At 74.9% G+C, this 20170-nt stretch carries 1 protein-coding gene (only partly in view); it reads left to right on the forward strand.

Positions 1-20170, forward strand: part of the annotated coding region (locus tag A949_RS33435) for a lonely Cys domain-containing protein (RefSeq protein ID WP_037706402.1) (this coding region is incomplete at both ends). The annotated region is longer than the window, extending 13261 nt past the left edge and 7753 nt past the right edge; 20170 of its 41184 annotated nt are in view.

Consider the following 20170-nt stretch of genomic DNA (forward strand, 5'->3'; position numbering starts at 1 on the left):
GGTGACCGTACCCATCTCGACGGAGCGGACCGGGCAGCCGGACTACCAGCGGTTCCTGACGATGCTCTACCGGGGAAGGACGATCCCCGCGGGGTCGCTGGAGGCGATGCGGCGGCTGGACCGGCTGCGCGCCCGGACCCCGGACCTGCGGGACGGTGTGTTCGACCCGCTCGCGCTGGCCCGCCAGGTGCTGATGCTGGAGCCGGGGGAGCCGGACACCCCCGCGGGGGCCGAGGAACTGCTGCGGCTCGTGCGGGATCCGCGAGCGGCCCAGGCGCGGAGTCTCGCGAGCCTGTCCGCGCTGCACCTGGTGGACCAGGGAGTGCTCGACGGCCGCTTCCGCCTCGGCAGCGAGCGCAGTCCCCGCGGCTGGGACTGGACCCGGGAGGGGCTGCCCGCCGGCCTGGACCTGAGCACGTCGGCGACGCGTACCGGACCCGTCGGCACCCCCCTCGCCACGGAGGCCGCCGGGTGGAGCGGCGCCGAGAGCCCGTATGTCCTCGCCGCTTCGGAGAGCGCCCCGGAGCGGGTCCGCGTGCGCGGACTCAGGGGATTCCGGCGGCAGGTGCCCTTCGAGGCGTTCACCGAACTGATGGAGTTCGACGCGGGGCACCGGAAGCTCGCGAAGGACGTCCCCTTCCTGGTCGCCGTCCCCGATGCGGCCGGGCGGAACCTCCACCTCCCGGACGGGCTCGCCCTGCGGTTCGACCGCAGCGCGTGGGCCCCCAACGGCGGACTGTCCGTCTCCGAGCCGGGGGAGGGCGACCGGCGCGTGTTCGTGCTGGAGGGCCGGGAGGAGCGGGTGCTCTCCCGCTGGCTGGTGCGGGATCCGCAGACCGCGCGGGGCGCGCGGCAGGACGGCGCCGACGTCGACTGGCACCGCCGGGAGGTGGCCTACCCGCTGGTCGGCTCGGACCACCGCGTCTTCGGGTTCATCTCGATCGACCTCACCAAGGGAACGGACTGGCGCCGGTCCCACACCGGCCAGCGGATCCGCGAAGCGGAGAACTACCTGGTCGTCACGTCGGGGCGGCTGCGCTACCAGGCCGTCCGGAAGCTGCCCTGGGTGGGCGAGGGCAAGCCCGCGCCGTTCTTCTCGTCCATGCACGGCACGCCGGGGGCTGCCGCCTGGCTGACGCGGGACGGCGTGGAGGGCGTCGGCCTGGAGGAACACGCCCGCAGGGTCGCCTACCAGGTCTCGCTGTCCGGGCTGCCGCAGGAGCATCCCCTCGTGCTGGAGGAGTGCTTCCGCGGGATGCTCGCCCCGGAGGGCGTCACCTCCAACCCGCCGAACCTGCGTGGCATACCCGACGCGGCCGATCCGCTGGAGGACATGGCCGGCGCCCAGCACATCGCGAACGAGACGGGCCGCCCGGTCTACGCCACGGTCTTCTGGAACTCCACCCTCTTCAGGGTGGGCCAGTCCGATCCGCCGCTGCAGGCCGCCTACACCGACATCCGCGGCGGCGACGCCCAGTGGGTGCTCTTCCACCCCGAGCCGCAGGGCGCGGCGCTGGACGAGGTGGCACGGTGGGCGCATCTGCACGACGACCCCGGTCCGGCCTCCCCGGAGGACCGGGAGCGGACGCTGCGGCTGGTGCGGGCGCTGCGAGTGGTCTTCGGCGCGGATGTGGCGAGCCGCGCGGACTACCGCGAGCTGGTGAGCGGCATCGGGGCGCTGGAGGCGCGCCGGCAGGCGGATCCGGCGCTGAACCGTCCCGGAACGCTGCGGTTCACCATGGACCTGTTCGAAGCGCTGGCGCGGCAGCACTCCGGTGCTGCGCAGAGCGCCGTGCCGGTGCCGGCGAGCGGATATCTGGCTCTGCTGACCGACGCGGCCGAGCGCTGGGGCGCACAGGAGCAGGGCCCGTTGACCGGGTGGCTGCCGCTGCCCGCGGTCACCAAGGCACTGGCCGCCTTCGACAGGATGCCGGACGCCGAGGGAGTGGTCAGGGACGTCCTGGGACTCCCCACCGGCTCCGCATCCGACGACGACTCCGATTCCGACCTCGACTCGGACTCGGACGCGGAGTCCGACTCCGATCTCGAGGCGCCGGTCGGGGAACGCGAGTGGTCGCGGACCCTGTGGGCCCAGGTCAGAACCGAGCAGCTGCTCCCGGCCGCGGGGATGTTCGCGCAGGACCCGGGGCAGCGGACGGCCAACCGGGCGAGCTTCGCCCAGCGCATGCTGGGACTGCCGGAGCCCGATGCGAACCGCTTCGCCGAGGCGGTCGCGGGGCTGCGCAAGGCGCTGGCCGCCGGGCGTGACCCGAGGAATATCCACGAGCTGGCCTCCCACCGGCTGGAGCGGGCGGGCGCGCTGTCCGGCGCCACGCTCCGGAAGGATCGCGACGGCCGGCAGTGGGGCAGGCTCTTCAACCAGCGGGAGTTCCGCCCCGGCGGCTTCGACGCCGGTACGGTCACGCTGTTGGAGCGGAAGGCCGACGGCACCGGGTTCCAGGCATTCGGCACCGAGGCAGCTCCCTGGCACGAGGAAGGCGGCCAGAGCCCCTTCGTGTACGCCGGGCGCGGCGGCGTCCCGTCCGCGCAGCTCGCCGACCTGGCCTACCGCGACCCGGAACTGCGCCTGCGCGCCGAACTGTCCCCGGTGGTCTCCACACTCGTACCCGCCGCCGACCTCGGGCTCCTCGCGGACCACACCGGCAAGACGTTCTGGGGGTCCGCCCACCCGACCCGGCTCTGGTACGACGACAAGCGCAAGGTCTTCACCCTCGCGGTGTACCCGCAGCCCGGAGCGCAGCAGGCGGTACCGGGCACCTGGCACAAGGCCGCTCCCGGCAAGGGCGTCACCGCGCAGGGCGCTCCGGCGTCGTCCGTGTCGTCCCCGGTGCCGAGCCTGGTGAACACCTCGGCCCTGCAACCGCCGAACGCGGCCGGTGCGCCGCCCCGCCCGAGGGTCTTCGCACGCCCGGTGGACGGCTCGGCGGACGGCAGGCCGTCACTGCTGCCGCCGGACGGGCGGAACATGCCCACGCGCGGTGCCGGGCCGGAGGCCCCTCGCGGTACCCGGCAGCGGATGCCGCGCCGGGGCTCCCGCCAGGGGCCACCGGCCGTGCCCGGCACCGCACCGGCCACCCCGGCCGCGCCCGGGTTCGGGCCCGCGCCGATGCCGCGGGGTGTCGCCGAGCACCACGAGGTGCTGCTGCGGGGGCTCTACGGCCCGCTGCCCGCCGGGCAGTCCTACCCGGCCGGATCACGTGCGGCGCTGGCCCGGCTGGAGCGGCTGCGCGCCAAGGTGCCGGAGCTGCGGGACGGTTGGCTGGACCTGGCCTCGCTCGCCGAACGGGTGCTGATGCTGAGCGCCGACGCACCGGTCACCACGGTCGAACTGGACGCGCTGCTGCGCGTGGCGGCGGACCCGCGGGCGGAGCGGGTGGGGACCCTGGCGGGTCTGTCCGCGGTGCACCTGGTCCGGCACGGGGTGCTGCACGACCGGTTCCGGCGGTGGGGCCCCGGCGGCAGGCCGCGGGGCTGGGACTGGAACAGGCCGCGCGTGCCGGTCAGCGCCGATGTGACCAGAACGGCGCTGGAGGTGGTCGATCCCGACGGTGGGCCGACCAGTTTCGCCGACGACGGCCCCGCGCCCTGGAGCCGGGGACCTGAGCCGTATCTGCTGACCGCCGAGTCCGACCAGGCGGGCGTCGTGGTGCGCGGACAGGAGGGCTTCTCGCAGCTCGTGCCCTCCGAGGTGTTCTTCGAGCTGATGGAGTTCGACACCGCACTGCCCACGGTGGGCCGGGACGTGCCCGTCCTGTTGGCGATGTCCGACATCAGCGCCTGGAACCGCCATCTCCAGGACGCCCTGGCGCTCCGTCACGACCGGGATGTGTGGGCTCCCACCGGCCTCGCGCGCTGGGCTGCGACGACCGGCGACCCGAACCGGCATGTGTTCGTACGGCAGATCCAGAGGGGGAAGGGCTTCCACGGGCAGTGGCTGCGGCGGCAGCCGGCCGTGGTGCGGGCCGCCGCGGCGCTGCCGCACGGAGGCGCGATCGACTGGAGCCGGAGGGAGATCGCCTTCCCGCTGGCCGACGCGGACCACCGCCTCAACGCCTTCATCTCCATGGACCTCCAGGCGGAGTCCGACGAGGGGGCCGCACGCAGTCGGCACTACAGCTGGCTCACCAGGGTCACGTCGTACATCCCTTTCCGCACCGGCCGTCAGAAGCCGTATGTCGCACGCCTCCTGCCGTGGGTCGAGGAGCAGCAGCCCCGCCCGCTCTACGCGAACTTCCACGGCGGCGCCGGATGGAGTGCCTGGTTCACGCACAACGGCGTCGAGATCGTCGACGGGCCCGAGTCGGGGCGCCGGGTCGCGCACCAGGTCGCAGAGTCCGGTCTGTCGCGCAAGCACCCCGTCGTCCTGCTGTCCTGCTTCGGAGCGATGCCCGGAGGCCGCGACCGTTGGACGACGCCGAATCCTCCGGTGCGCGGTGGTCGTCCGAGCCCGGCCGACCGGCTGCGGCGGCCCGCCGGCGCAGATCCGCTCACCGACCCGGCCGTCGGGCAGTACGCGGCGAACGAGGCGGAACGGGCCGTCTACACGACCAACTACTCCAACGCCCTCAGCAACGCCCCGGATCTGGTGGCCAATCGGCATCCCGCCGAGCTGTTCATCCGCGTGTACTCGGACGAGCGCAGCGACGGGGCGGAGTGGACGCTCTTCCTGCCGGAGCCGACAGGCCGCGAGCTGGACCGGATCGCGCGGTGGGCGCACCTCCACGACGGCCGGGGCCGTGCGCCGGCCGAGGTGCGGGAGCGGGCGCTGCGGTTGGAGCGGGCGCTGCGGCTCGTCTTCGGTCCGGATGTGGCGAGCCGTGGGGACTACCGCAAGCTGGTGAGCGGTATCGGGGCGCTGGAGGCCCGGCGGCAGGCAGATCCGGCGCTGAACCGCCCCGGCGCGAAGCGGTTCACCATGGAGCTGTTCGACGCCCTGGTGCGCGAGCATGCAGGGATCGGCCCGGAAGCCGCGGGCGCCACCGTCGCCGAGTACACCCGGCTGCTGAAGGCGTCGGCGAACCAGTGGGACAAGGGACGGCAGGGGGCGCTGACCCGGTGGCTTCCGCTGCGCGATCTGACCGACGCACTGGATGTGCTGTCGTCCGTTCCGGATCCGGAAGGCGGGGTCAGGGAGGTTCTGGACCTGCCCGACGACGCCGGGCCGGTGGGCGAGGCGGAGTGGTCGCGGACCGCGTGGGCCCAGGCCAGGACCGCCGAGTTCCTCCGGTCGATCCAGGACGAGGGGGAGTTCGCCGCGAAGTTGCTGCAGCTGCCCGGCCCGGACCCGAGGCGGGTCGCGGAGGCGAAGCTGGTGGTGCGCGACGCGCTGGCAGCCGGCCGCGACCCCCGCGACATGGACGACCTGATCGCCTTCCACCGGGAGTGGAGGGGCGAGCTCGACCCGGCGACTCTGAACACGGACGAATACGACATGCCGTGGGGCAGGTCCTTCGGACGCCAGGCCCAGGGCTCCGGCCCCTTCGACCCCACCACCGTCACGCTCCTGCGCCTGGGGCCCGACGGCAGGACGCTGGAGGCCTTCGACACCGAAGCCGCCCCCTGGTCCGGTGGCGACACCGATCCCGCCTTCTTCTACGACCTGGCCGACGACCAGCCGTTGGACGACGTACTCGGCGCACTCGCCTACCACGACCCGGAGCTGCGGCAGCGGGAGTACGGCTCCCCGGTGGTCCTTGCCGGGAAGGAGGCCATACCGCCCGGCTCCGACCCCTGGGCCGACGGACCGGGTGCGATAGCCCGCAACACGGGCAAGCCCGTCTGGGGATCCGAGCTGCCGACCGGGGTGTGGACCGATCCGACGACCGGCGTGCGCACCATCGCCGTGTACCCGAGCACGACCGGGCAGGCGCCCCACAAGGACTCCTGGGCCCCCATCTACCCCGAGCACGCCGACCGTCCCGCCTCCTCGCCCAGCAGGCCCGCGACTCCCGCCGGTACGCCGCCGGGCGGCGGCAATGCCCCCGCCAACCTGGCGCGTCCGGTCCCGGAGACCGCGGCGCCGGTCTTCGCGGAGTCGGAATCCCCGAGCCCCGCTCCCACCGTCATCCGGCGGGTCGCGCCGCGTGAGCTGCCCGCGCCGCCGGCCAACGAGGCGGCCCGCGCAGTGGACACCGCCCGGGGTCGGACTCCCGCGGCAGCGCCGCAGCGGGTGTTCGCGCGCCCCGTGGACAGCACGACGGAAGCCGAACCCGTCATCCCGTCGCTGGGCAGGACGAACGCGCCCGCGAGCGAGGCCGGGCGGAGGTCCTCCCGCGACCCCCGGCGCGTGTCGCGCCGCGGCTCCCGGCAGGCCCCGGCTGCCGCATCCACCGCTGTGCCCGCGCAGGATTCCGCGCCTGCTCCCCAGCCGCTGCCGCGGAATGTCGCCCAGCACCACGAGACGATCCTCGCGGCGCTGTACGGCACGCCGCCACCGGGACAGAACTTCTCGCCCCAGGCGCGGGCGGCGCTGGCGGTGCTGGAGCGGCTCCGCTCCCAGGTGCCCGCGCTGCGCTCCGGCCCGCTCGATCCGAAGGCACTGGCCCGCTGGGTGCTGCTGCTGGAGCCGGACGCACCCGTCTCGGCGGCCGAGGCGCACGAACTGCTGCTGACCGTGGCCGACCCGATCGCACGCAACGCGCGGAACCTGGAGGTCCTGTCCGCGGTGCACCTGGTGCGGCAGGGCGTGTTCGATCCCCGGTTCCGCCGCGGCACCGAGACCGGTCCCCAGGGCTGGGACTGGACCGGGCTGCCCGCCGACCTGGACCTGAGCAGGTCGGGGACGCTGACCGGTTCGGTACGCGACCCGGCCGCGCAGCGCACGCTGCTGCGGGAGAGCCCCTGGAGCGGGGAGCCCACGCCGTATGTGTACGCGACCGCCGGCAGCGATCAGACGCACGTGTGGCTCCGCGGACGGGGTGACTTCGAGCGTGCGGTGCCGCACGAGGTGTTCGTCGAACTGACGGAGCTGGACGAGGGACACCGGAAACTGCCGGCCCGCGCCTCCTTCCTGCTGGCGGCGCCGGATGTCGCCGGATGGAACGTCCACCTCCCGGACGGGCTCGCCATGCGGCACGGCCGGCGGGTCTGGGCACCCACCGGCGCGCTGAGCCTCACGGACCCCGGGGTGCCGCCGCGCCGCGCGTTCGTGCTGTCCGGCCTGCGCGAGCAGATCCGCTCCCGCTGGCTGGTGCGGGATCCGCAGACGGCACGAGCCGCCAGGCCGGGCCGGGCCGATGTGGACTGGAGCCGCCGCGAGATCGCCTTCCCCCTCGTCGGCGAGGACCACCGCTACTTCGGCTACATCTCGATGGAACTCGACACGGCGGAGGCCCTGCGCGCCGGACGCACCCATCTCTACAGCCGGCTCGGGGAGGCCAGGGGCTACTACCGCCACCGTCCGGGGCGGAACGCGGGCGGCGCCACCCTGCACGAGCTGCCCTGGATCAAGGACGGGACACCGCCGCCGCTCTTCGGGAACAACCACGGGGGAGCGGGATTCGCCTTCTGGCACACGCCGTCCGGGCAGGTCCGCGTGGCGGGGGAGCAGTCCGCACGGGGCGTCGCGCTCCAGGCGGCGCTGGCCGATCTGCCACTGGATCATCCGCTGGTCCTGCTGAACTGCTACGGCGGGCTGTCCGCCTCGCGGGGAGCGCTGCCGAACCCGACGGTGACCGGCGGCAGGCCGGACGGCGCCGACCCGCTCGCCGACGTGGCCTACGGCCAGCTCGTGGCGAACGAGACGGGCCGCACGGTGTACGCCACGCCCTACTCGAACGCTGTCGTGGAGATGCGCAGGCTCCGTCCGGGGTCCCGGTCCGAGGAGCCGGTGCTCTCGCTCTACACGGACGAACGGGAGCCGGCGGCGGAGTGGATGGTCTTCCGCCCCGAACCGAAGGGCGCCGCGCTGGACGCCGTGGCACGGGCGGTCGGACTGCACCAGGATGCCGGGCCCGCCCCCGAGGAGGTGCGGGAGCGCACGCTGCGGCTGGTGCGGGCGCTGCGCCTGGTCTTCGGTGCCAGGGTGGAGGACCGGAAGGACTACCCGGAGCTGTTGAGCGGCATCGGGGCACTGGAGCTGATGCGCAGCCGGGACCCGGCGCTGAACCAGCCGGGCGCGCTCCGGTTCACCGTCGAGCTGTTCGAGGAGCTCGCGCGGGCGCACCACCGGCTGCGGGGTCCCGGCGTCTCCCGGGGTTCGCTCGCGGACGGGTACGCCCTGCTGCTGGCGGACGCGGCGCGGGTGTGGTCCACGGCCCGGGGGCTGCCGCTGTCGGGCTGGCTGCCGCTGCCGCACCTCACCTCGGCACAGCGCGACTCCGACGCCGTGGTCCGGGACACCCTGGGCCTGGGCACCGCCGCCGAGGTCACGGAAGACGATCGGTCCCGCACGTTGTGGGCGCGGATCAGGACCGACCAGCTGCTGGCCCGGGTCCAGGACCGGGGGGTGTTCGCACAGCACGTCCTGCTGCTGCCCCGTCCCGCGCCCGAGCGCTTCGACGAGGCCACCGCCGCGGTGCGCCGGGCGGTGGCCGCCGGCCGGAACCCCGGGAGCATCGCGCAGTTGGCCTCGCACGGCCTGGAGCGGGCGGGTGCCCTGTCGGACGCCACGCTGTCGAAGGACAGCAGCGGCGCCGCATGGGCGAGGACGTTCGGTGTCCAGAACGACCCTGCCGCCGATTTCGACCGCACCGTGGTCACGCTGATGAGGCGGAAGCGGGACGGGGCCGGCGGGTTCGAGCCGTACGCCACGGAGAGTTCCCCCTGGGCGGCGCAGCGGCCGGACGGGACGGCCTGCCCTCCCCCCTTCGTGTACGGCGCCAGGCGCGGCAGCGTGCCTCCGCCGGGGACGCTCGCCGACCTCGCCTACCGCGACCCCGCGCTGCGGAAGCGTCCCGAGGACACGCCGGTGATCACCACGCTGCCGCTCGGCGCCCTCCCGGAGCTCGCCCGCAACACCGGCAAGACGTGGTGGGGCTCGACGAACCCCGCCGGGCGGTACTTCGACCAGGCACGCGGCGTCCACACCCTGGCCGTCTTCCCGGCCGACGGAGAGGACGCGGCCCCGACCGGCACCTGGCGGCAGGCCACGGCGGACTTCGGCGACTCGATGTCGGGCCGCTCCCTCCCGGCTTCCTCGTCCGCTCCGCGGACCGCCCCTCCGGCGACCAACGCCGGGCCGTCGCGTACGGGGGCCGCAGGCGGGGCGCCCACCCGCCGGGTGGTCACGCGTCCGGTCGCCGCGGCCTCCGACGGAGCCGCTGCTGCCTCCAACGGGACCGCCACCGGGGCGCCGTCCGGCTCCCGGCAGGTCCGGCCGACCGCTCCCGCACCGCAGCCGACCAGTACCGCACCCCGGTTGACCGGCACGCAGCGGCAGGTCTACGCCGAGGCCCTCCGGGCGATGGCCGGGCCGCCGAGGGGCCGCGCGGACTATCCGGATGCGGCGTACACGGCGCTGGCCGCGCTGGACCGGCTGCGCGAGCAGGTGCCGGAGCTGCGGGGCGGGACACTCGACCTGGCGGCGCTGGCCCGGCATGTGCTCATGCTGGGAGCGGACGCGACGGTGGCGCCCGCGCACCAGCACGAACTGCTGCGCGTGGCCCGGGACTCCCGCTCCCAGGGCGCGCGCGGCCTCGCCGTGCTCTCCGCCGTCCATCTGGTGCGGCGGGGCGCGTTCGACGACAACGCGCGGTCACTCGACGCCCGGGGCCGCCACCGCGGTTGGGAGTGGACCCCCTGGCGCGTGCCGGCCGACGCCGATCTGAGCCGGACGGCGACCGAGGTGCGGGACAGGGCGGGCGAGCCGGTCTCCGAACGGGTCGAGTCGGCCCCGTGGGGAACCGGCGGCTATGTCGTCGGGGTGGGCGGCAGCGGTACGGGCCACGTCTCCATGACGGGCCCCTGGGGGACCCTGCCGCGAGTACCCGTCGACGTGCTCGTCGAACTCCTGGCCTTCGACCCGGTGCTGCCCACGGTCCCGCGCCGGGTGCCCTTCCTGCTGCCGGGACACGAAACCGCCACCCGGCAACTAGACGTCCAGGACGGGCTGGTGCGCCGGTACGGCCGGGCGGCGTGGTCCACCGACGGAGCGCCGCGCTGGACGACTCCTTCCGAGGGCGCGGCTCGGGTGCTCACCCTGCGCCATCAGCACGGTGAGGTCCGGGCGCGCTGGCTGCTGCGGGATCCGGCCACGGTGTACGCCGCCGACCGGCTGCGGGCCGGCGCTCCGGCCGACTGGAACCGGGACGTGATCGCCCGGCCGGTCATCGGCGCCGACCACCGGTTCTGGGGCTTCGTCTCCCGGTCCCCGCACACCGACACCGGCTTCCTCCCCGGCCGCTTCGCGCACATCGCGCTGCGCGTCGTCCGCCCGGTCGGCGGGCGCCCCGGACGCGATCTGGTCAGCCTGGTCCCGTGGTCGGCCGATCCGCCGCGCCGGCCCGTCCTCGTGGACCTGCGCAGCGTCCCGGACTCCACCGCCTGGCTCACCCCGGGTGAGGGGACGGAACGGTTCGCAGCCCGGGAGTCCGGGCGTCGGATCGCGCATCAGGTGGCGCTCTCCGGACTGCCGCCGGCGCATCCCATCGTCGTACTGTCCGCCCACCAGAGCCGGCCGGGGAGCTACGACCGTCAGCCGGAGGACCTGCCGGCCCTCGGTCGTCCGCCCGCCCGGGTCGACATGCTCACGCCCTGGCACGTCGGCCAGTTCGCCGCGAACGACGCGGGCCGGACGCTGTACTACATCGAGGACGTGACCAGCGCGGGCCGTGCGCGCGACGTGTGGCCGCAGATCGACTCCGACGCTCCGGTGCTCGTCCAGTTCCAGGAAGGGCGGGACCGCGACCGGCGCCGGTCGGGCATCCGCATCTTCCAGCCCGCACCCACCGGGGCGGTGCTGGACGCGTACGCGCGGCGCGCCCATCTGCACCTCGGTCCCGGCAGGGCGAGCGAGGAGGCGCGGGCCCGGACCCTGCGGCTCGTGTCCGCGCTGCGGCTGGCCCTCGGCGTCTTCGTGGAGCGCCGCCCCGACTTCCCGCAACTGCTGGACGGCATCGGCGCCCTGGAGCGGATGCGGGAGGCCGACCCCGCGTTCGATCCGCCGGGACTGCCGGGCGCCGGCCGGTTCACCGCCGAGCTGTTCGCCGCCCTCGGACGGGCGCACCACCGCGGCAGGCACCCGCGTACCGGCGCCTCGCCGGCACCGCGATTCGACCGCCGCGGCTACGAACGGCTGCTGGCGGACGCCTCCCGGGCCTGGGCCGTCCGCCGCGGGGCGACCCCGCCCCGGCTGTCCGGCTTCCTGCCGCTGCCGCGCGTCACCGGGATGCTGGCGCGGATGGCCTCCGTCCCCGACCTGGATGCCAGGATCAGGGACAGCCTGGGGATGCTGCCGACCGAGCCCGTGGGCGACACGGAGCGGTCCCGGGCGCTCTGGCTGGAGATCAGCACCGTCCGGACCGTCGGGGCCCTGCGGCGCCGCTTCGGCAGGGGCGAGATCGCCCAGCACATGCTCCGCCTTGCCGGCCCGGACGCGACGCGCTTCCGGGAGGCCGTCGACGCGGTGCGCAGGGCGCTGGCCGCCGGCCGGAACCCCGGGGACATCCATGCGCTGGCCGCGCACGGTCTGGAGACGGGAGGTGCGCTGGCACCGGACACGCTGCTGCGCGCGGCCGAACCCGACCAGGACCCGCCACCCGCGCAGCCCCAGCAGCAGCCCCCGCCGTTGCAGCCGCCCCCGTGGCTGATGCCCGCCCCGCTGCCGCGCCCCGCCACGAGGCCGTCCTGGGGCAGGTTCCTCACCGGCGGCCCCCACCCGCCGGGTGACTTCGACCCCCGCTGGGTCACGTTGCTGGAGCAGGACCCCGAGACCGGCGAGTACGTCCCCGGCGGTCGGGTGCGCGCCCGCTGGTATCAGCCGGACCGGCCCGCGCCCTTCGTCTACGTCGTCGACCCCGCGGCGCTGGGCGAGGACGGCGCCACCGTCCCCGCCGAGCAGCTCGCCCATCTGCTCTCCCGCGACCCGGAGCTGCGCAGGCCGGGTTGGGACGTCGACGTGGTCGTGGTCATGCCGCACGCACTGACGCCCGGTGCCGAGGTCCGCGGGAGCGGCCCGGGCCTGCTGGCGAGCGGCGCGGACCGGCCGGCGTGGTTCACCGCGGGGCGGGTCGGGCTGTACCGCAGCGAGGTCACCGGGCGCTACACGGTCGCGCTCTATCCGGAGCCGGGGCAGTCGGAGGCGCAGCAGGCCCCGTGGCAGGACATCCTCCCGGAGGAGGGTGCGCCGCCACGCCTGCCGGAGCCGCGGATCCGGCCGCTGACCGCGGAAGAGGAAGCGGCTGAGGAAGAGGAAGCGGCCGAGACGGCCATGGGGACGCCCACCGAGCCGGCTTCGGACACCGAATCGCTGCCGGACACCCTGCCGCCCCAGGACACGGGGTCGCTGCCCGATACCGCGTCGTTGCCGGACACGGCGTCCCTGCCGGACACCGCGTCGCTGCCCGACACGCTTCCCCCGCAGCCCGCGCCCGATCCCGTGCTCGACGCCGTGTGGAGCGGGCACCAGCGGATGCTTGCCGTCCTCCGGGAAGCCGTCGCGGCTGCCGAGTCGGCGACCCGGGCCGGTACCGACGAGGCGACGACGGCGGCGGCCTGGACCGAGGTGGCCCGGGCCCGTGCGGACGTGGAGAGCGCCGAGGCGCGCCTGCTGGACCTGGGCGTCCCCCCGGCCGACCTGGTCGCGGCCCGCTCCTCCGACGACGGACCGGACACCGGCGACGCCGCCACCGGCATCGGCGCCGGTCCCGGCCGCCCGGCTCGCGACCCCCTGGTGCCGAGGGACCCGGCGCACCGCGAATGGCTGGCCCGCGAGCTGACCGGCGCCGACCTGCCCGCCGGGCTGCCCCCGGCCGCGCCACAGGAGACCGTCGAACAGGCGGACGTGGACGCGGCGGGCGTCGAACTGTCCGTCAGCCAGCGGCTGGAACGGGACCTGAACGGTGGCGACCGTGTCCTCCTCAGCGGCTTCGCACCGCTGCCGCAGGCACAGCTGCGGATGCTGCGCCCCGGTACCTGGCCCGAGGCGCTGAACACGGCGGCGGCCAACACGGCCCGCAGGCTGTGGGACGCGGCGCGGCAGGAGTTCGCGGACGAACGGCTCGCGGAGACCGCTTCCGGCAATGTCACGCAGACGGACATCGACCGCGCCTGGACCGCCGCCGTCTCCCTGGTGCTGCCGCTGGAGCTGCACGACGTAAGCGCCGACTCCCGCTACGCCGGGTCCGATTTCCGGGCCGCGGTCCGGCTGGTCGCCGAGCACCTGCTGAACCAGACCAGGCCGGACCTGGCGGCGGCCGCCGAACTCGCCGACACGCTGCGGCGCGACGCACTGGGCCTGCCGAAGCGCTGGACGGGGGAGACGGCGGACTCCGACGCCGAGCCGGACTCGGAGACGGATTCCGACTCCGACTCCGAGCCGGACCTCTACGACCCGTCCGGCCCGTGGACCCGGCCCGTGGTCGTCGGCCCGGCATCGGGGCGGGGCCCCACGACGTCGATTGCGGCGAACGTCTCGGGGACCGCGGCGCACATCCCGGCGCGACCGGTGCAGGAGCCGGGCGCCGCGGCGGACTCCGACGACTCCGACGCCGAGTCCACCTCCGGCTCGGAGTCCATTTCCAGCTCCGAGTACGAGTCCAGCTCCGAGGAAGAGGCCGACTCCGGCGCGGAGTCCGGCTCTGACTCCGGCTCGGAAGCGGACTCCGGGTCCGACTCCGAGCCGGGCAGTGGGCCCGCCGCCGCACCCGCGTCCGGGCCGCGCCGTGCCGTGCCCTCTGCCGCCGGGCGGCGGCCCGTGTGGCCGACCAACGCGCCCCCGCCCGGCTCCGGCCCGGAGCCCGCCACCGGGCCGCGTCGGGCCCCGGTGACCGTGCCCGTCGCGGCAACGGGCACCGCCGCACCGGACCACCGCGCGCTGCTCACCCCCGCATTCGAGGGCAGCGAGGTCCCGGCCGGTGCCGTCTCGCTGCTCAAGCGGCTGGACACGCTCCGCTCGGCGGACCGGGAGCTGAGCAGCGGGGACCTCGACCTGGACGTGCTGACCCGCCGGGTACTGCTGCTGCGGCCCGACGAGCAGGTGACCCCGGCTGCGCAACGGCAGTTGCTCCAACTCGTCCGGGACCCCCTGGCCCGGGACGCGAAGAGCCTCGCGGAGCTGTCCGCGGTCCGGCTGTACCGGGAGGGCGCGTTCGAGCCGCAGTTCCTCCGCACCGACAGCCGCAACCGACCCCGGGGCTGGGACTGGACCGCGGGGGGCCGCTCGAAGGACGCCGACCTGAGACAGACCGCGGTGCAGGTGCTGGGCGCCCGGGGGCAGGCAACCCTCCAGGGCGTCACGCTCAGCCCATGGGGCTCCGACGCCTACGTGCTGGCCGCCGACAACGCGTCGGAGCTCACCGGTGAGCCGGCGGCGCTCCGGATACGCGGCCGGGCCGTGCCGCCCGAGGTGTTCCTCGCGCTGCAGGGCCTGGATCCGATGCGGGACGGCGAGGACGTCCCGAAGCACCTGCCCTACCTGCTGGCGATGTCCGAGGGCGCCGCGCACGACCTCGACCTGACGGACGGGCTCGCGGCGGCGCAGCAGCGGGAAGTGCACGCCACCAACGGCCTGTTCGCCTGGGAGCCGATCCCCGGTCTCGCCGGCCGTCGCGCTCCCGTGCTGCGGGCCCCTGAGGGCGTCGGTACCTATCCGAGCTGGCTGATGCGGGACCCGGAGACCGCGGCGGCCGCGGTCGCGCAGCGCGGCGGCCGGGCGTTCGACCGGGACCGGACGTGGACCGCCTTCCCGCTCGCCGACGCGGGCGGCCGCGTGAACGGCTTCGTCTCCCTGCCCGTCGCAGCCGGGCGGGACCACGCCTGGCAGCGCACCGAGGTCTACAGCCGGCTCGGCGAGGCGTCCTCGTACCTCGTCCGGCTCCTCGGCCGGGCCATGCGTCCGATCCTGCGGAAGCTGCCGTACCGCAGTGCCGGGTTCTCCCAGCCGTTCTTCGCGATCATGCACGGCAAGCCGGGCGTCACCTTCTGGGCCACCCGCGAGGGCGGGTACGAGCAGGCCGACGAGGCGGAGTCGGCACGCCGGATCGCCTCCATGGTCCAGCAGGCCGGGTTGCCGCCGCGCACGCCGCTCGTGCTGATGAACTGCTACGGCTCCCGGGCCAGAGGGCTGGGCCGGGGACACACGCCGGAGTCCCCGTCGGTCCAGGGCGCGCGGCGGGCCAGGTTCGACGCGCTGGCGCCCAGGACCGTGGCGCAGCTCTCCGCCACCGACACCGGGATGATCGTCTACGCGGCCGGGAACAAGATGGCGGCCGTGCAGAAGCTCAGGATCACGTCGCTGGGCAGCACGAACGAACCCGTGCCCGTCGTCTACACGGACGAGCGGGGCAACGACGTGGGCTGGGACGTCGCCGCGCCGGAGCCGGACGGCCGCACGCTGGACGACTACGCGCGCACGGCGCACCTGCACGACGGCCCCGGCCCGGCCTCCCCGCAGGTCCGGGAGCAGACCCTGCGGCTGGTGCACGCGCTGCGTCTGGTCTTCGGCCCCTTCGTGGAGGGCCGCCCCGACCACCCCGAGCCGGGGCACCCCGAATTCCGGCGGCTGCTCGGCGGGATGGGCGCGCTGGAGCGGATGCGGAGGGCCGACCCGTCGCTGGACCGCCCCGGCACCCGCCGCTTCACCAGGGAGCTGTTGGAGTCCCTCGCAGCGGAACACAGGTCTCTCCAGCGCCGGCACAACCAAGCGGCCGCGCCCCCCTCCGGCCCTCGCGACGCGTACCAGCGGCTGCTGCGGGACGCGGCGAGCAGGTGGGAAGACGGCCGGCGTGAGGCGCTCACCGCCTGGCTGGAGCTTCAGAAACTGGACGACGCCCAGCAGTGGCTGCACCGCGGGCCCCGGCCGGAGGCGGAGGCGCGGGTCCGCGACACGCTGGGTCTCGCCCCCGACGAGGCGCTGGACGAGGCGGACTGGCACGACGCGCTGTGGGCGCAGCACACGACCCGACGTCTCCTCGGCAGGCATCCGGACCACGCGGCCTTCGCGGCCGACGTGCTGCACCTGCCGGCTCCGGATGCGACGCAGTACGCGCGAGCCGTCGACACAGTGCGCCGTGCCGTGGCCGCCGGGCGCGACGAGCGGGACTTCGACGCGCTGGCCTCCTTCGACCTGGAGCAGCGCGGAGCGCTGTCCCCGCACACTCTGCTGACCGATGAGGCGGGGCGGTTCTGGGGCCGCCGGCTCCGCGTCGGCGCCTCGGGTCCCGAGCCTTCCGGAACGTTCGACCCGACCGTCGTCACGCTCCTGAAGAGCAGCGCGGACGGGAAGTCCCTGGTGCCCGGCGGCACGTACAAGGCTCCCTGGCAGGTGGAGAGGGAACAGCAAGGGCAGCAGGACATCCCGCCGCCGGTCGTCTACACAGCGGAGGACGGCACCGCGCCGTACGAGGAGCTGGCCCACCTTGCGGGCCGGGACCCGGAGCTGCTGAAGCGGCTCGAGAACACCCCGGTGATCGCGGCGTTCGCGCACGCCCTCCCCGACGGCACCCCGCACGATCCGGTGCTGGGAAGTCTGCCGGGGGAGTTCGCCCGCAACACGGGCAAGTCGAACTGGACCTCCGACGGGCCGGTCGGGCTGTACTTCGACCCGGAGAAGAAGGTCTACACCGTCGCGGTCTTCCCCGAGCGCGACGGAGCGACCGCCGCCCCGGTGACGTGGCGGAAGACGACTCCGGACGAGGGCGACCCGCCTCGCCCGAACCTGCCTCCTGTCAGTACTCGCAACTCGTTCGTGCTGCCGACCAACGCCCCACCCGCCACGGTTCCGGTACAGGCCGCGCCCGTCACCGCGGCGGCGCCCGCGTCGCGCCGGGAGACGGCGGTCCCGTTCTCCGGCGGCCGCGTCAAGCTGTCCGCCGACGAGCGGACCGCTGTCGAGGAGATGGCCCGGAAGTTCGCGGTCGAGTCGGAGTCGCACTGGCGGCTGGGGGTCGGCCCCCCGCGGGTCAAGATCGTCGCGTTCGCCGACGGCCATCCCGCAGCGGAACGGGACAGCTCGCAGTCCGAGCGGATCGCGGAGCTGCGGGCACGGGCGGTGGCGGCCGTCTTCCGCGAGGAGCTGCGCGGGCAACTGGCCGCGCTCCAGCGGAGCCTTCCGCCGGGACGGCAGGCGCTCACCCTGGGCGACTTCTCCTTCTCCATGAGTCTGGACGACGGTTCCCCGCGGGCGGGCCGGCAGCGGCCGACCACCATCCAGGTCCCCAGTCCGTCGGCCGACAGGGCGGTGCGGCGGCTCGACAAGCTGGCCGACCACGATGTGCAGCGGTTCGGCAGGCCGAAGCCGCGCCCGGACGACCAGGTGCGCAAGGTGCTGCACCTGTCCTCCAGGACCGCGGTCGGCGACACCGAACGGGCAGCGCTGGCCGTGCTGATGGAGCGGGCCGAGCGCAACGCGCGGCTGACGACCTTCGGGCAGCTCGCGGCCTTCCACCTCCAGCAGCCCACGGTGCTGGACCGGTTGGGAGTGACCGACCCCTCCCGGACGCGCCGGTTCACCGGCGACGGCGGGCCGGTGCCGGGGCTGAACTGGACGGACCGCCCGGTCGCGAAGCTCGACACCTCCCGGCTCGACACCCCGGGAGCCGGTCCGGCAGGCAGCAGCGTCCCCTGGCAGGGCATCCCTCTCGTGATCGCCGGTCAGGGGCTCCCCGGCCAGGTGGTGATGCGGCTGCCGAGCGAGGCGTTCTGGGAGCTGAGCATCGAGGAGGCCGTCGAGGTCGCGGCCCGGGAGGTGGCCCAGGCGGGGCTGGGCACGAACGACCCGGTGGTGCTCCTCGTCCCCTTCGCGAACCGCTACAACGAGCTCCTGCTGCGGATGATCGCCAACCGCACCGGCCGCACGGTGTGGTCGTACAGCGGCGAGACACCCCGCGTGAGCAGCTCCGGACGTATCGAGGTGGTGCACCGCAAGGGGCAGCCGGTCGGCACGTGGGTGGCCGTGGAGCCGGGTCTGCCGCTCGACGAGAACGTGCCGGACTGGCTCTGGGGTGCCGATGTCCGCACGGTCGTCAGCGAGAAGACCGGACGGCGGACCGGGGCGATGCACTTCCGGTCCGGCGAACTGGTCAAGGTCCGCGAGCGGTTCAGCCGGACGCTGGATCAGCAGAAGACGTTCGTGTATCTGAACCCCGCCACGGGGGCGCTGTCCGCGGAGCACGCGCTGCCGGTACCTCCCGGCATGTCGGAGAGCGACGCCATTCAGGACTTCGGACACGGTGGGCCGGGCCTCACGGAGATGCGCCGGTTCGACGGCAGCGGGTTCGTCCTCACGGCGGAGCAGCGGAGGGCTTGGGCCGCCCGCCTGGCGAGTCAGTTCCAGGGCAAGTGGCTCAGTCTCACGCGCTGCTGGTACACCACGGCGCCCGATGTCTCGCGGCGGGCACCGAACTTGGCGCACGCCGCGCCCCCGCCGTACGTCGTCGACCCCCTGCGGGACGTGTCCGAGGGCCAGGCGATGGCCAACGAGGCTCAGATGTGGGTCCGCTCCTTCGAACGGACGCACCGCGTCGGCGAGCTCGACGACGGCCGTCTCGTGCACACCCAGGACACCGATGCCCAGGGGCGGCTCCCCCGGGTGGAACTGCTCCGTCCGGAACCCCCGGCGAAGAGGCTGGAGCAGTGGGCGCGGGAGGCCGGACTGCACACCGGAGACGGCGCGGTCGATCCGGCCGTGTTGAGCCGGACCCTGCTCCTGCTGCGGGCGTTGAAGCTGACCTTCGGCCGGGACGTGCAGGACACCGAGGGCTTCCCGGAAATGCTGGCGGGCGCCGCGGCCCTGGAGGGGATGTGGCGGACCGACCCGAGGCTGAGCGCCGCCGGTCCGTTCACGCTGGGGGCGTTCCAGCGGATGGTCGCGGCACACCCGGCGGGCCGGAGCGGAGTCGATCAGGCCGGCTACCGGGCGGTGCTGGACGCCGCCCGGGAGGCCGGGGACACCACGCTGACCGACTTCCTGCCGACGGTGCCGACACCTGCGCTGCAGGCGGCGCTCGCCTGGCTCGGCCGGACCGGCACGGCGGGGCCGGCCGCCGAGGCGCCGCGCACCCGGCTCTCGGGCCGGCGGCTGGTCTCCTGGATGTTCTGGGCGCGGGTCGAGGCGCACGAACTGCTGGCCCGCGCCGGCTCCGGCGAACCCGCCCTCATGCGGAGGCTGCTGCATCTGGACCCGGCCGAGCCGCTCGACGACGTGCGGCAGGAGGCGGCCCGCCGGTTGCTGACCCGGGCCTTCGCCGAGGGCCGTGACGCCTCCGACCCGGCAGTGGCCGCCGCCTTCCACCTCGAAGAGAGCGGCGTGCTGGGCGACTCCACGCGGCTGAGCACCCGCTACCTCGACGGTGCGACCGGGCAGGGCAGGGACTTCACGGGCGACGCAGACCGGTCGGTGGTGGACCTGACCGAGACCGCCGGGGCGGACGGCAGGAAGGCCGCCCCCTGGGCCGGGGACAAGGACCGGCACGGCAACGACAAGCCCGCGCCCTACCTGGTGCGGGCCGAGCTGGACCCGGCCGACGCGGACTTCCTGCTGCTCACCGTGGACGGAGCGACCTGGCGCGCGACCCACGCCGAGTTCCTCGAACTCCTCGCCGCCGACGCCGCCTTGCAGGCCGAAGAGCTGAGCACCGGTGTCGTGCTCGACATCCCGGAACTGGACCGGCGCGCCCCCGGACTTGCCGACGCCGCCGCGCAGCGGCTCGGACGGCATGTCCACTCCACGGCGCAGGACTCCGGGGTCTCCGCGATCGGCCGGGACGGCACCGCCGTGCTCGAACTGCTGCCCGCGGCCGACACCCCGGACGCACCCTTGACCTGGAACCGGAGCACCCCCCGCTGGTCGGACCAGACGGCGCCGGCACCGCGCTCCGTACCGGACCCCCTGCCGGAGCACGCGCCGCTGCCCGCCGAGGGCACCGCGGCCGGACCGCGTCCGGTGCCCGGCATCGGCCGGCCGGTGCCCGGCGCGTCCGCCCCGGCACTGCTGCCCGGCTCCTCGGTGGCGACGAGCGCCGGTCCGGTGTTCACCGCACCCGCCACCGGCTCT

This window comes from Streptomyces sp. AA1529, from assembly GCF_000280905.1.
GTDB lineage: Bacteria > Actinomycetota > Actinomycetes > Streptomycetales > Streptomycetaceae > Streptomyces.